Genomic DNA, 18,776 nt, shown 5'->3' on the forward strand with positions numbered 1-18,776 from the left:
GTCCATTGATCCTTCTTACTATGAAGGAAATCTAAAGCCTTACAAGACTGACAACACTCCGCTGCTTACTTTCAAATTCATCAGCCCCTACGAGCCTGTGCAATTGCATCGATCAGGCCCTGCTTTTTCATCACGCCGCCATAGAGTCTGGTGCCGATCACAAAAGACGGCGTGCCACCGAAATTAAACGCCTCGCCCTGCTCCATGTTGCGCTCAAGGATAGCATCGATCCTTACGGCATCTGCCTGATATTGCGCTTCAAGTTTTTTCGGATCAAGACCGGCCTTTCTAAGAGCCTCGTCCGTCTGATCTTTGCTCAAACGCCCTGTCGTTTGCATCATGGCTTCCATTGCCTTGACATAGGCGCCGGATTTTTCTGCTGCCAGAACCAGCCGTGCCGGATAGGCAGAATTATCGCCAAAGATAATCCAGTCTTTAAGCACCAGCCGCACTTTGCCATCGTTTTCAACAACGCGCATCAGTTCAGCATGTCCTCGCTTGCAGTAAGGGCACTGGTAGTCGAAATATTCGACAATGGTGACATCGCCATGAGGATTGCCGAGCACCGGGATATCTTTGTCATAAAGCACATCGGCCACGCTCGGCATGCTTTGCGCAAAACTTCCGCCACCAGAAATGGCAATCGTCGCGGCTCCTGCTGCCGTTGCAGCAAGCATCTGGCGGCGATTTATCATCAGCTTTCTCCCTGAGACGATTGAGCCTTGTTGAGAACAACAACACGGCTTCCGTTGGAAACCCGTTTGTGAAGATCGATAATATCCTGATTGAAGAGACGGATACAGCCAGACGAGGCCGCCTTGCCAATTGACCATGGCTCGTTGGTGCCGTGGATACGGTAAAGCGTATCCTTGCCATCACGATAAAGATAAAGTGCGCGTGCACCGAGCGGATTGCGGATACCGCCTTCCAGACCTTGGGCATGTTTTGCATAATGTTCGGGGTTACGCTTGATCATGTTCTGCGTTGGCGTCCAGCGCGGCCATTGAGCCTTATAGGCGACCTCTGCGTCACCGCTGAATGTCATTCCGGCACGCCCGACGCCAACGGAATAGCGCATGGCCTTGCCGTCCGGCTGCACCAGATAGAGATAGCGCTTATAGGGATCGACGATAATCGTGCCAACCGGATGCGTGGTCTGATAGTCGACCTGCTTACGAAGATTTCTTTGCGCTATTTTGCTCAGATCAAGTGCCGCAATATGATTTCCACGATCGGTGACCGCGCCATACATGACTTCATATTCGCTTTTCGCCGTCTGTATCTCAGGCTCAACGACAGGCGCAGCACGCACCGGCTCAGGCGCGAGGGCCACGGGTTGCGGCATGGTGACGGGAATCGGCCTGTCTGTGGGAACGCTTGTGCACGCCGCAAGAGCCAGTGGTAAAAAGCCGACCAGGATCATTCGCGCGTATGACAGGCACGTTCTTAGCTTCGCAGTGCATAAATTCAATTTCTCAAACCCCAATATCGCTGTCCCCAAAACATGCCGGCCTTCATAAGCTGAAATTTTATTTAAATGAACAAGTAGATTATAAAAAGCCAATGATCGCGTCACCTTAAGGCAACCTTAAGCTGGCGAAGCGAAAGCTGGCTCAAAATCAGTCAACACTGAAACAGGGACGACTATGCGTATTCTGGTGGTTGAAGACGATGCACTCCTGCTCGACGGCCTTACCGTGGGGCTGGGATTGGCCGGCTTCACCGTGGATGCCGTTGCAAGCTGCGGCGACGCCGAAGCAGCCCTTGCAACGCAGAACTACAACGCAATTGTGCTCGATCTCATGCTGCCAGACGGTTCCGGTCTTGATGTGTTGAAGTCGATGCGGCGGGCACGGGATCAAACGCCGGTGCTGTTGCTAACCGCCCGCGATCAGGTGCCGGAACGCATTGCAGGGCTTGATGCGGGTGCGGACGATTATGTCGGCAAGCCGTTTGATCTTCATGAGCTTGCAGCGCGCGTGCGCGCCATTGCCCGGCGCGGCGCAGGTCGTGCCAGTGCCACGCTTGAATGGCAGGGCGTTGAACTTGACCCGGCGGAAATGTCAGTGCAATTCAACGGTGAACCGCTTCGCCTGACGCGACGCGAATTCTCTATTCTGCGCACGTTGATGGAGCGGCCAACCGCAACCGTTTCCAAGTCATCACTTGAAGAAGCACTTTATGGCTGGCAGGAAGAGGTGGAGAGCAATGCGGTCGAAGTGCATATTCATCACTTGCGCTCGAAGCTCGGTTCAGCCTTCATCGAAACGGTGCGCGGCGTTGGCTACAGGCTCGCGGGAGCCCAAACATGAATTCCATCCGCAGCCGTCTGACGGGCATATTGATCGGGATCACCTTTCTCGTCTGGGTGTTTGCGGTTATCTGGATTCATGTGAGCACGGAAGCCAGGCTTGAAAAAGTACTGGATGCGCGTCTCATGGAAGCAGCCCGCATGGTTAATTCGCTGCTGACCGAGCGGCGTGTTGAAGTCGCGCCCGATGGAAATGGCGGACAACTTTCGCTCAAGCCCTTGCCCGATTTTCCGCTCTATGACCGGCAGCTTTTCTGCCAGATATGGGCTATCGATGGAAGGCTGGTTGGCCGCTCGGAAAGTGCGCCCGGCGCCCGCCTGACCAACGTGGCGAACGGATTTTCGGATACGGTTGTTGCAGGCGACCGTTGGCGGGTTTTTGCCGTGGAAAACACGCAGCTTGGTTTGCGTGTCATGGTCGCCGATAGCCTCTCGGTCCGAGAGCGCCTCGTGCAAAATGTGGTGGCCGGTGTTGTTCTGCCTGCCCTCCTCTTGCTGCCCATTCTTGCCATCCTGATCTGGCTGTGCGTGCGACGCGGACTTAATCCGTTGAGCCGTCTTGCCAGCACGTTGTCGAAGCGCGACGCGCGCGATTTGCATCCTCTGCCAGAAGAGAAGCTGCCTTCCGAAATCGCACCCGCAGTGTCCGCTTTGAACGATCTTTTCCATCGCGTGGAAGAGGCGCGCGAACGCGAGCGCAATTTTGCAATTTTTGCCGCGCATGAACTCAAAACCCCACTGGCGGGCCTCAAGACACAGGCGCAGATCGCAGAGAGTGCCAAAGATGACACCATGCGTCTCAAGGCAATCCGCCAGATTGCGTCAGGTGTTGATCGCACGAGCCGCCTCGTCAGCCAGCTGCTCGACCTTGCGGCCCTGGAAACAGGTGACGAGATGGTGAGGCCCACGCCCGAACCCGCCTGTCAGTTGCTGGTTTCTATCTCGACCGACATGCGTATGCTTGCGGCAAATCGCAACGTGACGATTGAGCTTCCCAATAATCTTCCGCTTGTGACAATGGAATATCCGCATCTCTTCACGCTTGCCATGCGCAATCTGATTGAAAACGCCGTCAACCACTCACCGGAAGGCGGGTCTGTGCGATGCAACCTTCAGCGGGATGACGACAAGCTTGTGCTCACTGTCGAGGATGATGGTCCCGGTATTGCGCCTGAAGACATGGCACATGTGACCGAACGCTTTTATCGCGGCTCGAACAGAAGTGAGAATGGCAGCGGTCTGGGGCTGGCTATTGTGAAAATGGCAACAGCCCGTATGGGTGGAAAATTGCAGCTTCACAATCGCCCCGAAGGCGGCTTGCGCGCTTCATTGATTATCCCAGCACAATAATCCGAAATCAAAAATTTTAATCGAATCAAATAGCTATTTCTCACGCTAAAAAAGCTATTCCTCTCGAAGCGCCCAATTCGTCGCATCCCAATCAAGTGCTATTTGATTTAGATCAATGACACGCAACCGTGGAATGCCGATAGAAGGGCTATCGCTATAGCTGTCGTCACTTGGACACTTGGGCAGCTTCTGACTTGCGCTGCGAGGGGATTACATGAACTACGCCGCTGGAACAGTCCTGTCTGGTCTGGGAGCACTTTTTGCTGTGCTTCTGGCCGGATTTTCTCATGATGAGCTGTTTAGAATCCACATGTGGATTCTGTTCGCAACACTTGCCATCTTCACCATTCTTTTGATGCGTAATGCCGATTACGGCCTGACGCCAAAGAAAGTCGATCAGTCCACCTATATGGATGGGCCGATCCGTTATGGCGTCATCGCAACCGTGTTTTGGGGTGTGGCCGGCTTTCTCGTCGGCGTGCTTATCGCAGCACAGCTCGCCTTCCCGGATCTCAATCTGCAACCCTATTTCAACTTTGGCCGCCTGCGTCCGCTGCATACATCGGCAGTGATCTTTGCCTTTGGCGGCAACATCCTGATCGCCTCGTCGTTCTATGTCGTGCAGCGCACCTGTCGCGCGCGCCTCATCGGTGGCGATCTGGCCTGGTTCGTTTTCTGGGGCTATCAGCTTTTCATCGTGATGGCAGCAACCGGCTATCTGCTCGGCATCACGCAATCGCGCGAATATGCTGAACCGGAATGGTATGTCGACGTCTGGCTCACCATCGTTTGGGTCGTCTATCTCGTCGTCTTCCTCGGCACCATCCTGCGACGCAAAGAGCCACATATCTATGTGGCAAACTGGTTCTACCTGTCGTTCATTATCACCATCGCCATGTTGCACATCGTCAACAATCTGGCGATTCCGGTCTCCTTCCTTGGCGTGAAGAGCTATTCGGCTTTCGCAGGTGTACAGGATGCAGTTACCCAATGGTGGTATGGCCATAACGCGGTGGCGTTCTTCCTGACCGTGCCGTTCCTCGCCATGATGTACTACTTCGTGCCGAAGCAGGCGAACCGTCCGATCTATTCTTATCGCCTGTCGATCGTGCACTTCTGGTCGATTATCTTCCTCTACATCTGGGCCGGCCCGCACCATCTGCATTACACCGCTGTTCCCGATTGGGCGCAGACGCTCGGCATGGTGTTCTCGATCATGCTCTGGATGCCGTCATGGGGCGGTATGATCAACGGTCTGATGACACTTTCGGGTGCATGGGACAAGGTCCGTACTGATCCGATCATCCGTCTGATGGTTGCAGCGATCGCCTTCTACGGCATGGCAACCTTTGAAGGTCCGATGCTGTCGATCAAGGCTGTGAACTCGCTGTCGCACTACACCGACTGGACGATTGGTCACGTTCATGCGGGTGCGCTTGGCTGGAACGGCATGATCACCTTTGCTGCGGTCTACTACCTGACGCCAAAGCTGTGGAATCGTGAACGCCTCTATTCGATCCGTATGGTCAACTGGCACTTCTGGCTCGCCACACTCGGCATCGTGCTCTACGCCTCTGCTATGTGGGTTTCCGGTATCCAGCAGGGTCTGATGTGGCGCGAATATGATAGCCAGGGCTTCCTCGTTTACTCGTTCGTCGAAACCGTTGCTGCCATGTTCCCTTACTACGTCATCCGTACACTGGGCGGCGTTCTCTATCTCTGCGGTGGACTGGTTATGGCCTGGAACGTCTATCAGACCATTCGCGGAAATCTGCGCAAAGAAGCCCCTATGGGCGGTGTGCAGCCTGTGGTTGACGCAACCATGCAGCCAGCGAAATAAGGAGTGTGATTGATGTCTTTTCTGAAAAACCACTCCAAACTGGAGAAAAACGCAACGCTGTTGCTGATTGCCTCGCTGGCCGTCGTAACTGTGGGCGGCATCGTGGAAATCGCACCGCTGTTCTATCTCGAAAATACCATCGAGAAGGTGGAAGGGATGCGTCCCTATTCACCACTGGAACTGGCAGGCCGCGACATCTATGTGCGTGAAGGCTGCTATCTCTGCCACAGCCAGATGATCCGCCCATTCCGCGATGAAGTGGAGCGTTATGGCCATTACAGTCTGGCAGCAGAGTCTATGTATGACCATTCGTTCCAGTGGGGATCGAAGCGCACGGGTCCAGACCTTGCGCGCGTCGGTGGTCGCTATTCAAACGAGTGGCATGTGCAGCATCTGGTGCGCCCGCGCGACGTGGTGCCGGAATCGGTCATGCCGAATTACGGCTTCCTGCTCAACACCCCGCTCAAGATCACTGATATTTCGGCGAACCTCAAAGCTAATGCTGCCGTCGGGGTGCCTTATAGCCAAGAGATGGTCGATAACGCGGTTGCCGATCTGAAAGCACAGGCTGAGCCGGACGCTGATACGACCGCCCTTCTTGAACGGTATCCAAAGGCGAAAGTTGGCGACTTTGACGGCAACCCACAGGTCATTTCGGAGATGGATGCATTGATTGCCTATCTCCAGATGCTCGGCACGCTCGTTGACTTCTCGACCTACGACCAGTCCCCCAAAGCACGATAAAGCGGAGAATTAGCCATGGATTACAACACCCTGCGCACTTTCGCCGATAGCTGGGGCCTGCTCGCGATGGCTCTGTTCTTTGTATTCGTGGTGCTTTTTGCTTTCCGTCCGGGAAGCAAAAAGAAAGCCGATGATGCGAAGGAAATTCCATTCAAGGACGACAAAAATGACTGACAAAAAAATTGATGAAGTCAGTGGCGTAGAGACCACCGGACATGAATGGGACGGCATTCAGGAACTCGACAACCCCATGCCACGCTGGTGGCTGTGGACATATTACGCAACCATCTTTTGGGCATTAGCCTATGTCATCGCCTATCCGGCATGGCCACTGATCTCAAGCTCGACGGCTGGTCTCACTGAATGGTCGAGCCGCGGTGACTTCTGGAAGGAAAATGCCGAGATCGCATCTGAGCGTCAGGGCATCATGGACCAGATCAATGCGAAAGACGTCAATGAGATCATCGCTGACGAAAACCTGCGCCAATATGCGATTGCAGGCGGCGCAGCAGCGTTTCGCGTGAACTGCGTTCAGTGCCATGGCACAGGTGCACAGGGCGCTCCCGGCTATCCGAACCTCAATGATGACGACTGGTTGTGGGGTGGTTCGGTAGACGACATCCTGACGACCATTCGCCATGGTGTGCGCTCGCCCGATGACAGCGAAACCCGCATTTCGGAAATGCCTGCCTTTGTCGATGTGCTCGAACCAGAGCAGATTCGCGATGTGAGCGCCTATGTGGTCAGCCTTTCCGGCACGCCACACAATCCGGACATGGTCCCGGCAGGCAAGCAGGTCTTCGCTGAAAACTGCGCGGTCTGCCATGGCGCAGATGCAAAGGGTCTGCGTGAATTCGGCGCGCCAAACCTCACCGATGCCATCTGGTTCTATGGTTCAGGTGAAGACGCGATTGCAAAGCAGGTGGCTCGTCCAAAGCATGGCGTGATGCCCGCATGGGAAGCACGCCTCGGCGACGCGACTGTCAAGCAGCTTGCCATCTTCGTTCACTCTCTGGGTGGCGGCGAATAACAAATACTGGCCCCGGCAACGGGGCCAGCCAGCTAAAAATGACGCCCCGATCTAACGGCAATCGGTCGCTTCATTTCAAATCACTGCATTGGAACGGACGGCGAATAACCACCCCGCTCTCAAACATTGAAAGTGCGATCCCCCGGCAAGCCAGCTTCTGTCTGTCCGGCATCGTGCTTCAGGAGCAAGGCAAATGTCAGACGATGTCGAACGGATAGACGTTCAGGCAGTTAACTCCCCCAAGATCCGCCTCCCTAAAAGTGGAAAGTCGCTTTATGCGGCGCGGGTCAAAATTTTCCCGAAGCGCGTGCAGGGCAATTTCCGCCGCTTCAAATGGATGATCATGTTCATCACATTGGGGATCTACTATCTGACGCCATGGCTGCGCTGGGACCGCGGTCCCTATGCGCCCGATCAGGCAGTTCTGATCGATCTTGCCAATCGCCGGTTCTATTTCTTCTTCATCGAAATCTGGCCGCAGGAATTCTATTATGTCGCAGGTCTGCTCATCATGGCAGGCCTTGGCCTGTTCCTGATAACGTCAGCGGCTGGTCGCGCATGGTGCGGCTATACCTGTCCACAAACCGTATGGGTCGACCTTTATCTGGTGGTCGAACGTGCCATCGAAGGCGACCGCAACGCACGCATGAAGCTCGACAAAGCGCCGTGGAGCTTCGACAAAATCTGGAAGCGTGTCACCAAACACGCCATCTGGTTGATGATCGGTATTTTGACGGGCGGCGCGTGGATTTTCTATTTTGCCGATGCACCAACCCTGCTCGTCGACTTTGTAACCGGACATGCAGCTCCCGTCGCTTACATCACCGTGGCGATCCTGACAGCCACGACCTATGTTTTTGGCGGGCTGATGCGCGAGCAGGTTTGCACCTATATGTGCCCCTGGCCGCGTATTCAGGCAGCGATGCTTGATGAAAATTCGCTGACTGTGACCTATAATGACTGGCGCGGCGAACCACGCTCACGCCATTCCAAGAAGGCAATTGCCGCCGGGGAAACCGTAGGCGATTGCGTGGATTGTAACGCCTGTGTTGCCGCCTGCCCGATGGGTATCGATATTCGCGATGGCCAGCAGCTAGAATGCATCACCTGCGCGCTCTGCATCGATGCCTGTGACAGCGTGATGGACAAGGTCGGCAAAGAGCGCGGTCTCATTTCCTATGCAACGCTTGCCGATTACGACTGGAATATGGCGCTGGCCACCAACAATGGCACCGCTCCGATTAATCCGGCGCGCGTTTATGAGGCACCAAACAAGTTGTCCGGTGCTGTTGAGCATCTTTCGTGGAAAAAGATCCTGCGTCCACGCATTCTGTTCTATTTCATTATCTGGGCACTGATCGGTCTGACGCTGGTGATCTCGCTTTCGACGCGTCAGCGCATTGGCATCAATGTGCTGCATGACCGCACACCGCAATATGTGCTGTTGTCCGATGGTTCGATCCGCAACGGCTATACGGTCAAGCTGCTCAACATGATCCCTGTTCCGCGTACCTTCCGGCTTTCAATCGAAGGCCTTCCGGGTGCAACGCTGACCGTGCAGGATGAAAACATCGATGCAGACGGCAATTATGATGTGCCGGTTGAACCCGACAGGCTGAAAACGCTGCGTGTTTTTGTAACCCTGCCGCATGATGCCATAACGGAGCAGCGCTCCGACTATGAAATCGAAGTGCGCGATGCAGACGGCTCTGAAACAGCCCGCTACAAAGCAACTTTCATGGCTCCAGAAATGACCGGGGAGAAGAGATGATGTCAGTGAAATCAAAAACCACCAATGGCTTCACCGGCTGGCACATGCTCGGCATTATGATCGCTTTCTTCGGTGTCATCATCGCCGTCAATATGACGATGGCTTATAAGGCAGTCAGCAGCTGGAGCGGGCTGGTTGTGAAAAACACCTATGTCGCCAGTCAGGAGTTCAACGCCAAAGCCGAAACCGGCAAGGAACAGGCAGCCCTTGGCTGGCAGTCGCAGCCCGCTTTTGCGGAAGGTGTCTTTACGTGGCGTCTTACCGATCGTGATGGCAAGGCTGTCAGCATGAGCGGCGGCACGGTCGAATTCAAGCGTCCTGTCGGCGATGCCCATGACACCAAAGTCACACTCTCCATTGCAGAAGACGGTGTTCTGACAGCACCGCTCGAACTGGGCGAAGGCGCATGGATTATGGAAGTCAATGCCGATGCGGGCCTTGACGACCCGTATCGCCACATCATCCGTGTTCTGGTGAAGGACGGGAGGATCTTATGAGTTGCTGCGTTGAAAATGCACAGATAGCCACGGTCATCCAATCGATTTCGCCAGACGAAATGCTGGTCGCAAGCCGTGCGCTCGGCGATGGTTTACGCCAGCTTGATCTCTCGGTTCCCGGTATCCATTGCGGTTTGTGCATCAAGACCATCGAACAGACGCTCGGCAAGCTGCCGGGCGTTTCTTATGTGCGCGTGAACCTGACCGCACGCCGCGTCACCATTCGTTGGAAGGATGGCGAAACGCCACCCGATGTGATCGATCCGCTCCGTCGCCTTGGCTACGAAGCGCATATTTTTGATATGGTGCAGGACAAGGACCCGACCTTCACGCGGCTTTTGATCGCGCTTGGCGTTGCAGCCTTTGCATCCAGCAATGTCATGCTGTTGTCTGTTGCGGTCTGGTCGGGGGCCGATGCTGCCACCCGCGATATGTTTCACTGGCTTTCCGGTCTGATCGCGCTACCGACACTGATTTATTCGGGCCGAATTTTTTATGTTTCTGCATGGAATGCCTTGCGGACCCGACGCGTGAATATGGATGTACCCATTGCGCTAGCTATTTCGCTTGCCTTTGGCATGAGCGTTTATGAAACGATGAACCATGGCCAGCACGCCTATTTTGACGCTTCGGTCACGCTGTTGTTCTTCCTGCTGATTGGCCGCACACTCGATTATCTGATGCGCACACGTGCACGCTCTGCCGTGCGTGGTCTGGCACAATTAAGCCCGCGCGGCGCTGTGGTGATCGGCGACAATGACGAGCGCAACTATCTGCCGGTCAATGAAATTCGCATAGGCCAGCGCATCATCCTTGCAGCTGGTGAACGTGTTCCTGTCGACGCCAAAGTGGAAGATGGTCGCTCGGAACTCGACTGTGCCATTGCATCGGGCGAAAGCGATGCGGTTCCAGTCGGCCCCGGCTCGGATATTCGTGCGGGAACCATGAACCTCTCCGCACCACTTGTCATTCGCGCAACGGCGGAAGCCAAAGATTCCTTCCTTGCCGAAATGGTGCGTCTGATGGACGTTGCCGAAGGCGGTCGCGCTTTTTATCGCCGTCTCGCTGATCGGGCGTCTGAACTTTATGTGCCGATGGTACATACAATTGCTTTTGCGGCCTTTGTCGGCTGGATGATTTATACCGGCGGCGACTGGTATCGCTCGATCTATATCGCTATCTGCACGCTCATCATCACCTGCCCCTGTGCGCTCGCACTTGCAGTGCCAATTGTTCAGGTGGTTGCAGCACGCCGCCTGTTTGAGAACGGCATCATGATCAAGGACGGCTCGGCCATGGAGCGGATGGCCGAGATCGACACGGCCGTATTCGACAAGACCGGCACGCTGACGCTCGGCCAGCCTCGCCTGATTGATCGCGGGTCAATCGATCCGAATAATCTTGAGATTGCATCTGAACTCTCACTTTATTCCCGCCATCCTTTGTCGCGGGCACTTGCTCTGTTTTCCGGAGCAAAGCCTATGACTGACTTCACACGCATTGAAGAAATCCCGGGGGCTGGCATTGAGGCCGAACTGAGTGGTACGATCTATCGGCTTGGCAAACGTGAATGGGCTGACGACAAGGCAGATGCTAATCTTTCTGATGGGCCGGAAACGTGCCTTTCGATCAATGGCGAGTTGGTCCAGACTTTCCGCTTTGAAGATCAGCCGCGCGAAGATGCGCTCGCCGCAATCGGTGCACTGAAACGCAATGGCTTGCAGCTTGAGATTATCTCCGGCGACAAAATGCCTGCTGTGAAAAAGCTTGCCGGTTATCTGGGTGTGGATACCTATCGTGGCGAAGTTCTGCCAGCCGACAAATCCCGGCTTGTGCAGGGTTTAGCAAATGACGGCCATAAAGTGCTGATGGTTGGCGACGGGCTCAACGATGCCCCTGCGCTTGTTGCGGCACATGTTTCCATGGCTCCGGCAACTGCCGCCGATATTGGCCGCAATGCTGCCGATTTCGTGTTTCTGCGCGAAAGTCTGTCTGCTGTTCCGCTGGCATTTGCAGTGTCAAAAGAAGCAGGCCGATTAATCAGGCAGAACTTTGCGCTTTCCATCGGCTATAATATCATCGCTGTGCCGATTGCGATTTTCGGCTTTGTCACACCATTGGTGGCAGCGCTCTCGATGTCTCTGTCGTCCATCGTGGTTGTCAGCAATGCGATGCGGTTGCGGGCCGGAAAACAGAAACAGCCGATGCAGACCACTGTTGCACGCGCTGTGGTTTTGAAGGAAGCGCATAAATGAGCGGACTTCTTTTTCTCATTCCCATCGCGCTTTTTTTGGGCGCGATGGGCCTTGCTGGTTTTCTATGGTCGCTCAAAAATGGCCAGTATGAAGACCTTGACGGCGCAGCAAACCGCATTCTTATCGACGATGATCAGGTGCCCGCCAAGAAAGATGAATCGTTATAACAGAATCGCGAATGTCGGTCTGAATCGTTATAACAATACACCCCTCCCCCCCCCCCCAGCGTGATGACACGCTGCAATCTCATCTTATTCTGTTATGAGAACGGCTCTGAGATCATTGACATTGGTGCCGGTCGGCCCCGGGATAAACAGATCATCAATCGCGTCAAATGCACTCCACGCATCATTGGCATTCAACCGCGCTGCACCGTCCTCGCCAGCCTTTTGCAGCCGCGAAACAGTTGTGCCATCGGCAAAAGCACCGGCATTATCTTCCGAGCCATCAATGCCGTCCGTATCTGCCGCCAGTGCGTGAATGTTGTTATAGCCATCAATATCGAGCGCAAAGGACAACAGAAATTCGCTGTTGCGGCCACCCTTGCCGCCTTTGGCGCGGATGGTGACGGTGGTTTCGCCACCGGACAGCAAAACAACCGGCTTTTTAAACGGGCGATCACGATCCGCCACTTCACGCGCAATGGCTGCATGAACATGGGCGACTTCGCGCGCTTCGCCTTCCATTGAATCCGAAAGGATCACCGCCTCAACGCAATGACGCTCGGCTTCTTTGACAGCTGCTTCCAGCGAAACGGCAGCGGAGGCGATCACACGTATTTCGTTGTTCGCGAAGATTTTATCATCAGGCTTTGGTGCATGCGCCTTCTCGCTTTTGATATGCGCAAGCACGGCATCGGGCAATTCAAGCTTGTAGCGTCCAATGATTTTGAGCGCATCATCGCGAGACGTTGCGTCAGGCACCGTCGGGCCGGATGCGACAAAGGCAGGGTTGTCACCGGGAATATCGGACACCACCAGCGAGAAGACTTTTGCCGGATGTGCTGCGGCTGCCAGCCTTCCGCCCTTGATGGTCGAAAGATGCTTTCGCACCGCATTCATAGCCGAGATCGGCGCACCAGACGCCAGCAGCGCTTTGTTGACCGCGATTTCATCTTCAAGGGTCAGCCCCTCCGGCGGCGATGGCAGCAAAGCCGAGCCTCCACCGGAAATAAGCGCGACGACAAGATCATCTTCAGTGAGATTGGAAACGGCGTCGAACAGTCGTTTTGAGGCCACAAGCCCGGCATCATCGGGCACCGGATGTGATGCTTCGATGATCTCAATGGTGTTGCAGGGCGTGCCATAACCGTAGCGCGTGACGACAATGCCTTCGATTGGTGCGTCCTCACCCGCATGCCGTTCGGCCCATGCGCGCTCAAAGGCCGCTGCCATCTGTGCCGAGCCTTTGCCTGCACCAATCACAATTGTCCGGCCCTTGGGCTTGGCAGGCAGATTGGCACGGATCACCAGCTCAGGATCAGCAGCCGCAACTGCTGCATCAAACAGGCTTGTCAGAAACTTCTTCGGATCGGTGATGACAGTCATCAGATTCCCAATATTATTGTTGTTTGGGCGCACTATTTCCTGCCACTGAGAGAAAATCAATCACGCAACATCATGATTGGCCATGCGTTCGAGCGCGCGCACCAGTCCCGAATGGTCCAGCCCATCATCGCCATGCGCTGCGCAGGAATTAAACAATTCCTGTGCCGTTGCGGTATTTGGCAGCGAAACACCCAAAGCCTTCGCGCCCTGCAAAGCCAGATTCAAATCCTTCTGGTGCAGCGAAATGCGGAAACCCGGGTCGAAAGTGCGCTTGATCATGCGCTCGCCATGCACTTCCAGAATACGCGATGACGCAAAGCCGCCCATCAGCGCCTCACGAACCTTGGCCGGATCGGCCCCCGCTTTGGATGCGAAGACCAGCGCTTCCGCCACGGCTTCAATATTGAGCGCAACGATAATCTGGTTGGCAACTTTAGTCGTCTGGCCGTCGCCGCAATCACCAACAAGCGTGATGTTTTTGCCCATGAGCTTCAACAGCGGCAATGCCTGGTCAAAAGCATCCTGCGCACCGCCTGCCATGATGGAAAGGCTGGCATTTTTCGCGCCGACTTCGCCACCCGATACCGGCGCATCGATATATTCCGCACCCGTTTCCCTAACCTTTTTTGCAAATTCCTTGGTTTCAATCGGCGAGATTGAGCTCATATCAATGAGTGTTTTGCCTTGGCTCAAACCTTCCGCAACGCCGTTTTCGCTGAACAGGACATCCGCCACCTGTGGCGTATCGGGCAACATGAGAATGATGGTTTCGCATTCGGCGGCGACTGCTTTTGGAGTGTCGAGCACGCTCAATCCTGCACCCAGCAAGTCCTTGTGCGGCGGCTTTGAATGTTTTGAAGTGAAAAGCTGATGGCCCGCATTTTGCAAATGCTGCGCCATTGGCTTGCCCATAATGCCCAGTCCGATGAAGCCGATTTTAGCCATATCAAATCTCCCTATGCTCTAAGCCGTTCGGTTTCATCCTGTTTGAACCAGCCAAGACCTTCCTCAGTTGTGGTCTTCGGCTTGTATTCGCAGCCGATCCAGCCCTTGTAGCCAGCCGCTTTCAGCGCCTCGAACACATAGGAAAAGTTGATTTCACCTGTGCCCGGTTCGTTACGACCCGGATTATCGGCAAGCTGGATATGAGCGATCAGCGGTTTGTAGCGCTCGTAAGTCGCGATCAGTTCACCGCGCGTGCGCTGCTGATGATAAAGATCATACTGAATGAACAGATTGTTGCTGCCCACTTCATCAATGATCGACACCGCCTGCTCAACTGTGTTGAGGTAGAAGCCCGGCATATCATAATGATTGATCGGTTCGATCAGCAGGCGAATGCCGTGCTTGCCAAGTTCTCTTGCTGCAAGCCGCAGATTGCTTACAAAGGTTGCGCGCAATGCATCCGGATCGACGCCCTGCGGTGCAAGTCCTGCAAGGCAATTGACCTGCGAGCAGTTGAGCGCTGTCGCATAATCAACCGCATCGGCAACGCCGCGGCGGAACTCATCGACCCGATCCGGCAGAACCGCTATTCCGCGCTCGCCACCAGCCCAGTTACCAGCCGGAAGATTATGCAGAACCTGCGCCAAATTATGACGATCAAGCGCTGCTTTCAGCTCATGGCGGTTGAAGTCATAGGGAAAGAGATATTCCACCCCTGTGAAACCGGCTTTGGCTGCCAGCGCGAAGCGATCCATGAAGGGCACTTCATTGAAAAGCATAGTCAGATTGGCTGCAAATCTTGGCATTTCCGCCTCCCTCTCAATCTAATCTAATAAAGCCGCAATCGCAGTCGGTGCATCTTCGCCGCGCTCGGCCAACTCCTCGAACTCGACCACCTGATCGATGTCGGCTCCCATGGAAATATTGGTAACACGCTCAAGGATGAATTCCAGAACAACCGGCACCTGATGCTCGTTCATCAGCGCTTTTGCCTGCTCAAATCCTTCCGCAAACTGGTTTGGGCTTCGAACGCGGATGGCCTTACAGCCAAGACCTTCGGCAACCGCCACATGATCAACGCCGTAACCCTTTTCTGCGTCACCCGATGCATTAATGTTATCAAACGCTAAGCTGACCTCGAAATCCATATTAAAGCCGCGCTGTGCCTGACGGATCAGGCCGAGATAAGAATTGTTCACGACCACATGAATATAGGGCAGCTTATGCTGTGCGCCGACTGCCAGTTCCTCAATCATAAACTGGAAATCATAATCGCCGGACAGCGCAACAATCGGACGATCAGGATCGGCGGCGCGAACCCCAAGTGCCGCTGGCAAAGTCCAGCCCAAGGGGCCTGCCTGACCGCAATTGATCCAGTTGCGCGGGCGATAGACATGCAGAAACTGCGCACCGGCAATCTGGCTCAGTCCAATAGTCGTGACATAACAGGTGTCACGGCCAAACGCCTTGTTCATCTCTTCATAAACGCGCTGTGGTTTTAATGGTGTCTGATCAAAATGTGTCTTGCGCAGCATGGTCTTCTTGCGTTCGCCGCATTCCTGCGCCCATTGGGACCAGTCGCGCAGCTTGCCTGCGGTTTTCCATTCGGTCGCAACATCAAGCAGCAGTTTGAGCGCCTTGCCCGCATCTGAAACAATGCCAAAATCGGGTGCAAAAACACGACCGATCTGCGTTGGTTCAATATCAACATGGATAAACTTGCGATCCTTTTTATAGGTATCGACATTGCCGGTATGGCGGTTCGCCCAGCGATTGCCGATGCCGATCACCATGTCGGAGGCCAGAAGCGTGGCATTGCCATAGCGGTGGGATGTTTGCAGGCCGCACATGCCTGCCATCAGGCGATGATCATCGGGAATAACGCCCCAGCCCATAAGGGTCGGGATAACCGGAATGCCGGTGATTTCAGCAAATTCAACCAGAAGATCGGAGGCTCCCGCATTGATAATGCCACCACCTGCAACAATCAGCGGGCGTTCCGCATCGTTGAGCATAGCAATGGCCTTTTCGGCCTGTGCGCGGGTTGCCGCTGGCTTGTATGTCTCCAGCGGCTGATAAGTATCGATGTCAAACTCGATTTCAGCGAGTTGGACATCGATCGGCAGATCGATCAGCACCGGGCCGGGACGACCCGACTTCATGATATGAAATGCCTTCTGGAAAACAAAAGGCACCAGTGCCGGCTCCATAACCGTAACCGCCCATTTGGTAACGGGGGCTGCGATCCTGGCGATATCGACTGCCTGAAAATCCTCTTTGTCGAGGCGTGCACGGGGGGCTTGGCCTGTAACGCAGAGGATTGGAATGGAATCGGCAGAAGCCGAGTAGAGGCCGGTGATCATATCGGTGCCGGCGGGACCGGAAGTACCGATACACAAGCCAATATTGCCGTGTTGAGCGCGGGTATAGCCTTCAGCCATGTGCGAAGCGCCTTCAACATGGCGCGCAAGAATGTGACGGATAGAACCCCGTGCCTTCATGGCCGAATAAAATGGATTGATCGCAGCGCCCGGTACACCGAAGGCGCAATTGACCCCCTCTTTTTCCAGCACAAGTATGGCTGCATCGACTGCGCGCATTCTGGCCATGACGGCTTCCTCCTATGGAATATATATCCATTTAGCGATGCTATATGTAAAAATGGAAATTAATACCATTGTACGGAAATAAAGATTTTCAACGGAATGGAGATAATCGCCACACACTTTCGCGGTTCACGCGGATAAGGTAGTGATGAAAAACAAGGAATCGGAGGCGGCTCATGGAACAGACAAAAGCAAAGCGAGGCCGCAAGGCGGCGGAGAATGCTGTACCTTCGTCTGTTCAGGTTCTGGATCGCAGCCTCAAGCTTCTGGCGCTTATTGCCGAAAATGACGGCTCAACGCTGACTGACCTCGCGGAAGCGAGCCAGATGGCGCCTTCGACCGTGCACCGGCTTCTCTCGTCACTCGCCAATCACGGCATGGTTTCGCATGATTTGGAAAGCGGCGACTGGTCCATTGGTGTGAAGGCTTTCGAGATTGGCAATGCTTTTCGCCGTTTCCGCAAGCTTGGAACATTGGCGCGGCCATATCTCAAACAGCTGATGGAAGCGAGCGGCGAGACGGCCAATATCGGCATCGAAGATGGCGGCGACGTTGTGTTCATTTCGCAGATAGAGAGCCACGCACCGATGCGTGCCTTTTTCCGTCCGGGTCGTCGCGGACCAATCCATGCCTCGGGCATTGGCAAGGCTGTTCTGTCCACATGGTCGGATACGCAGATCGCACGCACGCTCTCTGGCAAAACGCTTGAGCGCTTCACCGAAGGCACTCTCGACACGTTACCGGCGCTACTCAAAGACATTCAAGTGATCCGGGCACGCGGCTGGTCGATTGATGATGAAGAACATACACTCGGCATGTGCTGCATCGCAGCCCCCATTTTCAACGAATATGGTGAGGCGATTGCAGGCATTTCCATTTCAGGTCCCGCTGTTCGTCTGCCCAAGAAGAGGCTCGAATATCTCGGACCGATTATCCGCGCAACAGCGGATGAGCTGACCCATGCGATGGGTGGTAAGAAGCCAGAGGAACTTTAGAACGCATCCTGAAAAGTGTGAAACGGTTTTCGGACAAAGATGCGCGTTAAAACCAACATTTAGAGCATCGATCTGATCCCCATCAGATTGAAACGCACTCTAGAGCGACTTGAGCTTAAGAAACCCAAATCGCTCTAAATATAACTGATATGTAAAATTACAATATTTCCTTCTACCTCAAGAATACAGAAAAGTTGCAAACGCATCTAGGCTCAGAACCCATTAAATGAATGGAAAAGCTCTATCTGTCTGTTTTCAAGCATTATCCCACGCAAAACTGCTTCGCACTTTTGCTGGAAATCCTCTACACAACATGGCGATCAAGAATTTTAGTATGATCTTTTTTAACGAGACAAGTAATACAATCAGTGCATGAGCTACATTTGGCTTCAGTTTTGGGCCAAGCTTCGATTGGCGGTTCATGACCGAATACATCGGCATAGAGTTCATCGAATGCTGCAACCGATTCACGCATAGCTTCCGGCGAACTACTTTCATCTGTTGGGACATGATGAATAAAATGCCCAGCAACCTGGTTACAAAATTTTTCATATTCAACAGTGAATGTTATGAAAGTATGCCATAATTCATCTACCGGCCCGCGCATGCCAATTGGGCTTTTACACACAATACTTAAACTCAAAAACCGCTTCAATTCTCGTTCATGCATTCGCGCCGTATCTATATCGATATTAGAGCCTGTTCCAAAAAGGGTTGAGCGATTTCAGTGGGTTATGATTCAATCGGATTTCTGACATACGATGGAGATCACGATGACCTGGACTAAAACCGCTCGCCGGCAGTATGAACGTCGGAATTCACGTTACGCAAGTGATTTAACGGATGCCGAATGGTCCATCATCGAACCATTGATGCCAGCACCCA

At 54.1% G+C, this 18,776-nt stretch carries 19 protein-coding genes; 12 read left to right on the forward strand and 7 right to left on the reverse strand.

Features of this window, described 5'->3' with window-relative positions:
- Positions 1–80 precede the first annotated feature (80 nt).
- Positions 81–695, reverse strand: a complete 615-nt coding sequence (locus tag VBH83_RS04575) for a DsbA family protein (protein WP_265983021.1) — start codon at positions 693–695, stop codon at positions 81–83.
- Positions 695–1,423 carry a L,D-transpeptidase family protein gene (locus VBH83_RS04580; protein ID WP_396996560.1) on the reverse strand — a complete coding sequence of 243 codons (729 nt, stop codon included), beginning with the start codon at positions 1,421–1,423 and terminating at the stop codon, positions 695–697. Before VBH83_RS04580 ends, VBH83_RS04575 begins: the two co-directional genes overlap by 1 nt.
- 223 nt (positions 1,424–1,646) lie before the next feature.
- Here VBH83_RS04580 and VBH83_RS04585 point away from each other — a divergent pair, with 223 nt between their 5' ends.
- The 10 genes from VBH83_RS04585 to ccoS all read left to right on the forward strand — a co-directional run bounded on the left by VBH83_RS04585 (position 1,647) and on the right by ccoS (position 11,965).
- On the forward strand, positions 1,647–2,312 hold the full coding sequence (locus VBH83_RS04585) for a response regulator (protein WP_396996562.1): 666 nt from the start codon (positions 1,647–1,649) through the stop codon (positions 2,310–2,312).
- The gene (locus VBH83_RS04590) at positions 2,309–3,661 is read left to right on the forward strand and encodes an ATP-binding protein (RefSeq protein WP_396996564.1); all 1,353 of its coding nucleotides are present in this window, start codon (positions 2,309–2,311) and stop codon (positions 3,659–3,661) included. The genes VBH83_RS04585 and VBH83_RS04590 overlap by 4 nt, the downstream gene beginning before the upstream one ends.
- 214 nt (positions 3,662–3,875) lie before the next feature.
- A complete protein-coding gene (ccoN, locus tag VBH83_RS04595; protein WP_396996566.1) occupies positions 3,876–5,501 on the forward strand; it encodes a cytochrome-c oxidase, cbb3-type subunit I in 1,626 nt (541 codons plus the stop codon).
- A gap of 12 nt (positions 5,502–5,513) precedes the next feature.
- Positions 5,514–6,245 (forward strand): cytochrome-c oxidase, cbb3-type subunit II, encoded by a 732-nt coding sequence (gene ccoO / locus VBH83_RS04600; RefSeq protein ID WP_265983016.1) that lies wholly within the window; start codon positions 5,514–5,516, stop codon positions 6,243–6,245.
- 15 nt (positions 6,246–6,260) lie between these two features.
- Positions 6,261–6,419, forward strand: coding sequence for a cbb3-type cytochrome c oxidase subunit 3 (locus VBH83_RS04605; protein WP_265983015.1), 159 nt, complete (start codon positions 6,261–6,263; stop codon positions 6,417–6,419).
- Positions 6,412–7,275 carry a cytochrome-c oxidase, cbb3-type subunit III gene (gene ccoP / locus VBH83_RS04610; RefSeq protein ID WP_265983014.1) on the forward strand — a complete coding sequence of 288 codons (864 nt, stop codon included), beginning with the start codon at positions 6,412–6,414 and terminating at the stop codon, positions 7,273–7,275. The genes VBH83_RS04605 and ccoP overlap by 8 nt, the downstream gene beginning before the upstream one ends.
- A gap of 193 nt (positions 7,276–7,468) precedes the next feature.
- Complete coding sequence (ccoG, locus tag VBH83_RS04615; RefSeq protein ID WP_265983013.1) at positions 7,469–9,046, forward strand: cytochrome c oxidase accessory protein CcoG; 1,578 nt, start codon at positions 7,469–7,471, stop codon at positions 9,044–9,046.
- Positions 9,046–9,543 carry a FixH family protein gene (locus VBH83_RS04620; protein ID WP_265983840.1) on the forward strand — a complete coding sequence of 166 codons (498 nt, stop codon included), beginning with the start codon at positions 9,046–9,048 and terminating at the stop codon, positions 9,541–9,543. The genes ccoG and VBH83_RS04620 overlap by 1 nt, the downstream gene beginning before the upstream one ends.
- Entirely contained in the window at positions 9,540–11,798 is a 2,259-nt protein-coding gene (locus VBH83_RS04625) for a cation-translocating P-type ATPase (RefSeq protein ID WP_265983012.1), read from the forward strand. The genes VBH83_RS04620 and VBH83_RS04625 overlap by 4 nt, the downstream gene beginning before the upstream one ends.
- Positions 11,795–11,965 (forward strand): cbb3-type cytochrome oxidase assembly protein CcoS, encoded by a 171-nt coding sequence (ccoS, locus tag VBH83_RS04630; RefSeq protein ID WP_265983011.1) that lies wholly within the window; start codon positions 11,795–11,797, stop codon positions 11,963–11,965. The genes VBH83_RS04625 and ccoS overlap by 4 nt, the downstream gene beginning before the upstream one ends.
- An 84-nt stretch (positions 11,966–12,049) precedes the next feature.
- Here ccoS and VBH83_RS04635 read toward each other — a convergent pair whose 3' ends face one another.
- From VBH83_RS04635 to gcl, 4 genes are read right to left on the reverse strand one after another with little or no spacing between them, the layout of a single operon-like run.
- A complete protein-coding gene (locus tag VBH83_RS04635; RefSeq protein WP_265983010.1) occupies positions 12,050–13,345 on the reverse strand; it encodes a glycerate kinase in 1,296 nt (431 codons plus the stop codon).
- A 60-nt stretch (positions 13,346–13,405) separates the two neighbouring features.
- Positions 13,406–14,290, reverse strand: a complete 885-nt coding sequence (locus tag VBH83_RS04640; protein ID WP_265983009.1) for a 2-hydroxy-3-oxopropionate reductase — start codon at positions 14,288–14,290, stop codon at positions 13,406–13,408.
- 11 nt (positions 14,291–14,301) lie between these two features.
- On the reverse strand, positions 14,302–15,096 hold the full coding sequence (gene hyi, locus VBH83_RS04645) for a hydroxypyruvate isomerase (RefSeq protein WP_265983008.1): 795 nt from the start codon (positions 15,094–15,096) through the stop codon (positions 14,302–14,304).
- An 18-nt stretch (positions 15,097–15,114) separates the two neighbouring features.
- Positions 15,115–16,899: a glyoxylate carboligase gene (gene gcl, locus VBH83_RS04650; RefSeq protein ID WP_265983007.1), complete on the reverse strand. Its 1,785-nt coding sequence runs from the start codon at positions 16,897–16,899 to the stop codon at positions 15,115–15,117.
- A gap of 173 nt (positions 16,900–17,072) precedes the next feature.
- On the opposite strand from gcl, the gene VBH83_RS04655 reads away from it, so the two are divergent.
- Positions 17,073–17,891 (forward strand): IclR family transcriptional regulator, encoded by an 819-nt coding sequence (locus VBH83_RS04655; RefSeq protein WP_265983006.1) that lies wholly within the window; start codon positions 17,073–17,075, stop codon positions 17,889–17,891.
- Positions 17,892–18,195: 304 nt separating this feature from the next.
- On the opposite strand, the gene VBH83_RS04660 is transcribed toward VBH83_RS04655, so the two are convergent.
- Positions 18,196–18,561, reverse strand: a complete 366-nt coding sequence (locus VBH83_RS04660; protein ID WP_396996572.1) for a glycine-rich domain-containing protein — start codon at positions 18,559–18,561, stop codon at positions 18,196–18,198.
- Positions 18,562–18,664: 103 nt separating this feature from the next.
- Here VBH83_RS04660 and VBH83_RS04665 point away from each other — a divergent pair.
- Positions 18,665–18,776: transposase (locus tag VBH83_RS04665; RefSeq protein ID WP_396996580.1), on the forward strand; the 112-nt coding region annotated here is incomplete at its 3' end.

It is taken from the genome of Ochrobactrum sp. S1502_03, from assembly GCF_044435015.1.
Lineage (GTDB): Bacteria > Pseudomonadota > Alphaproteobacteria > Rhizobiales > Rhizobiaceae > Brucella > Brucella chromiisoli.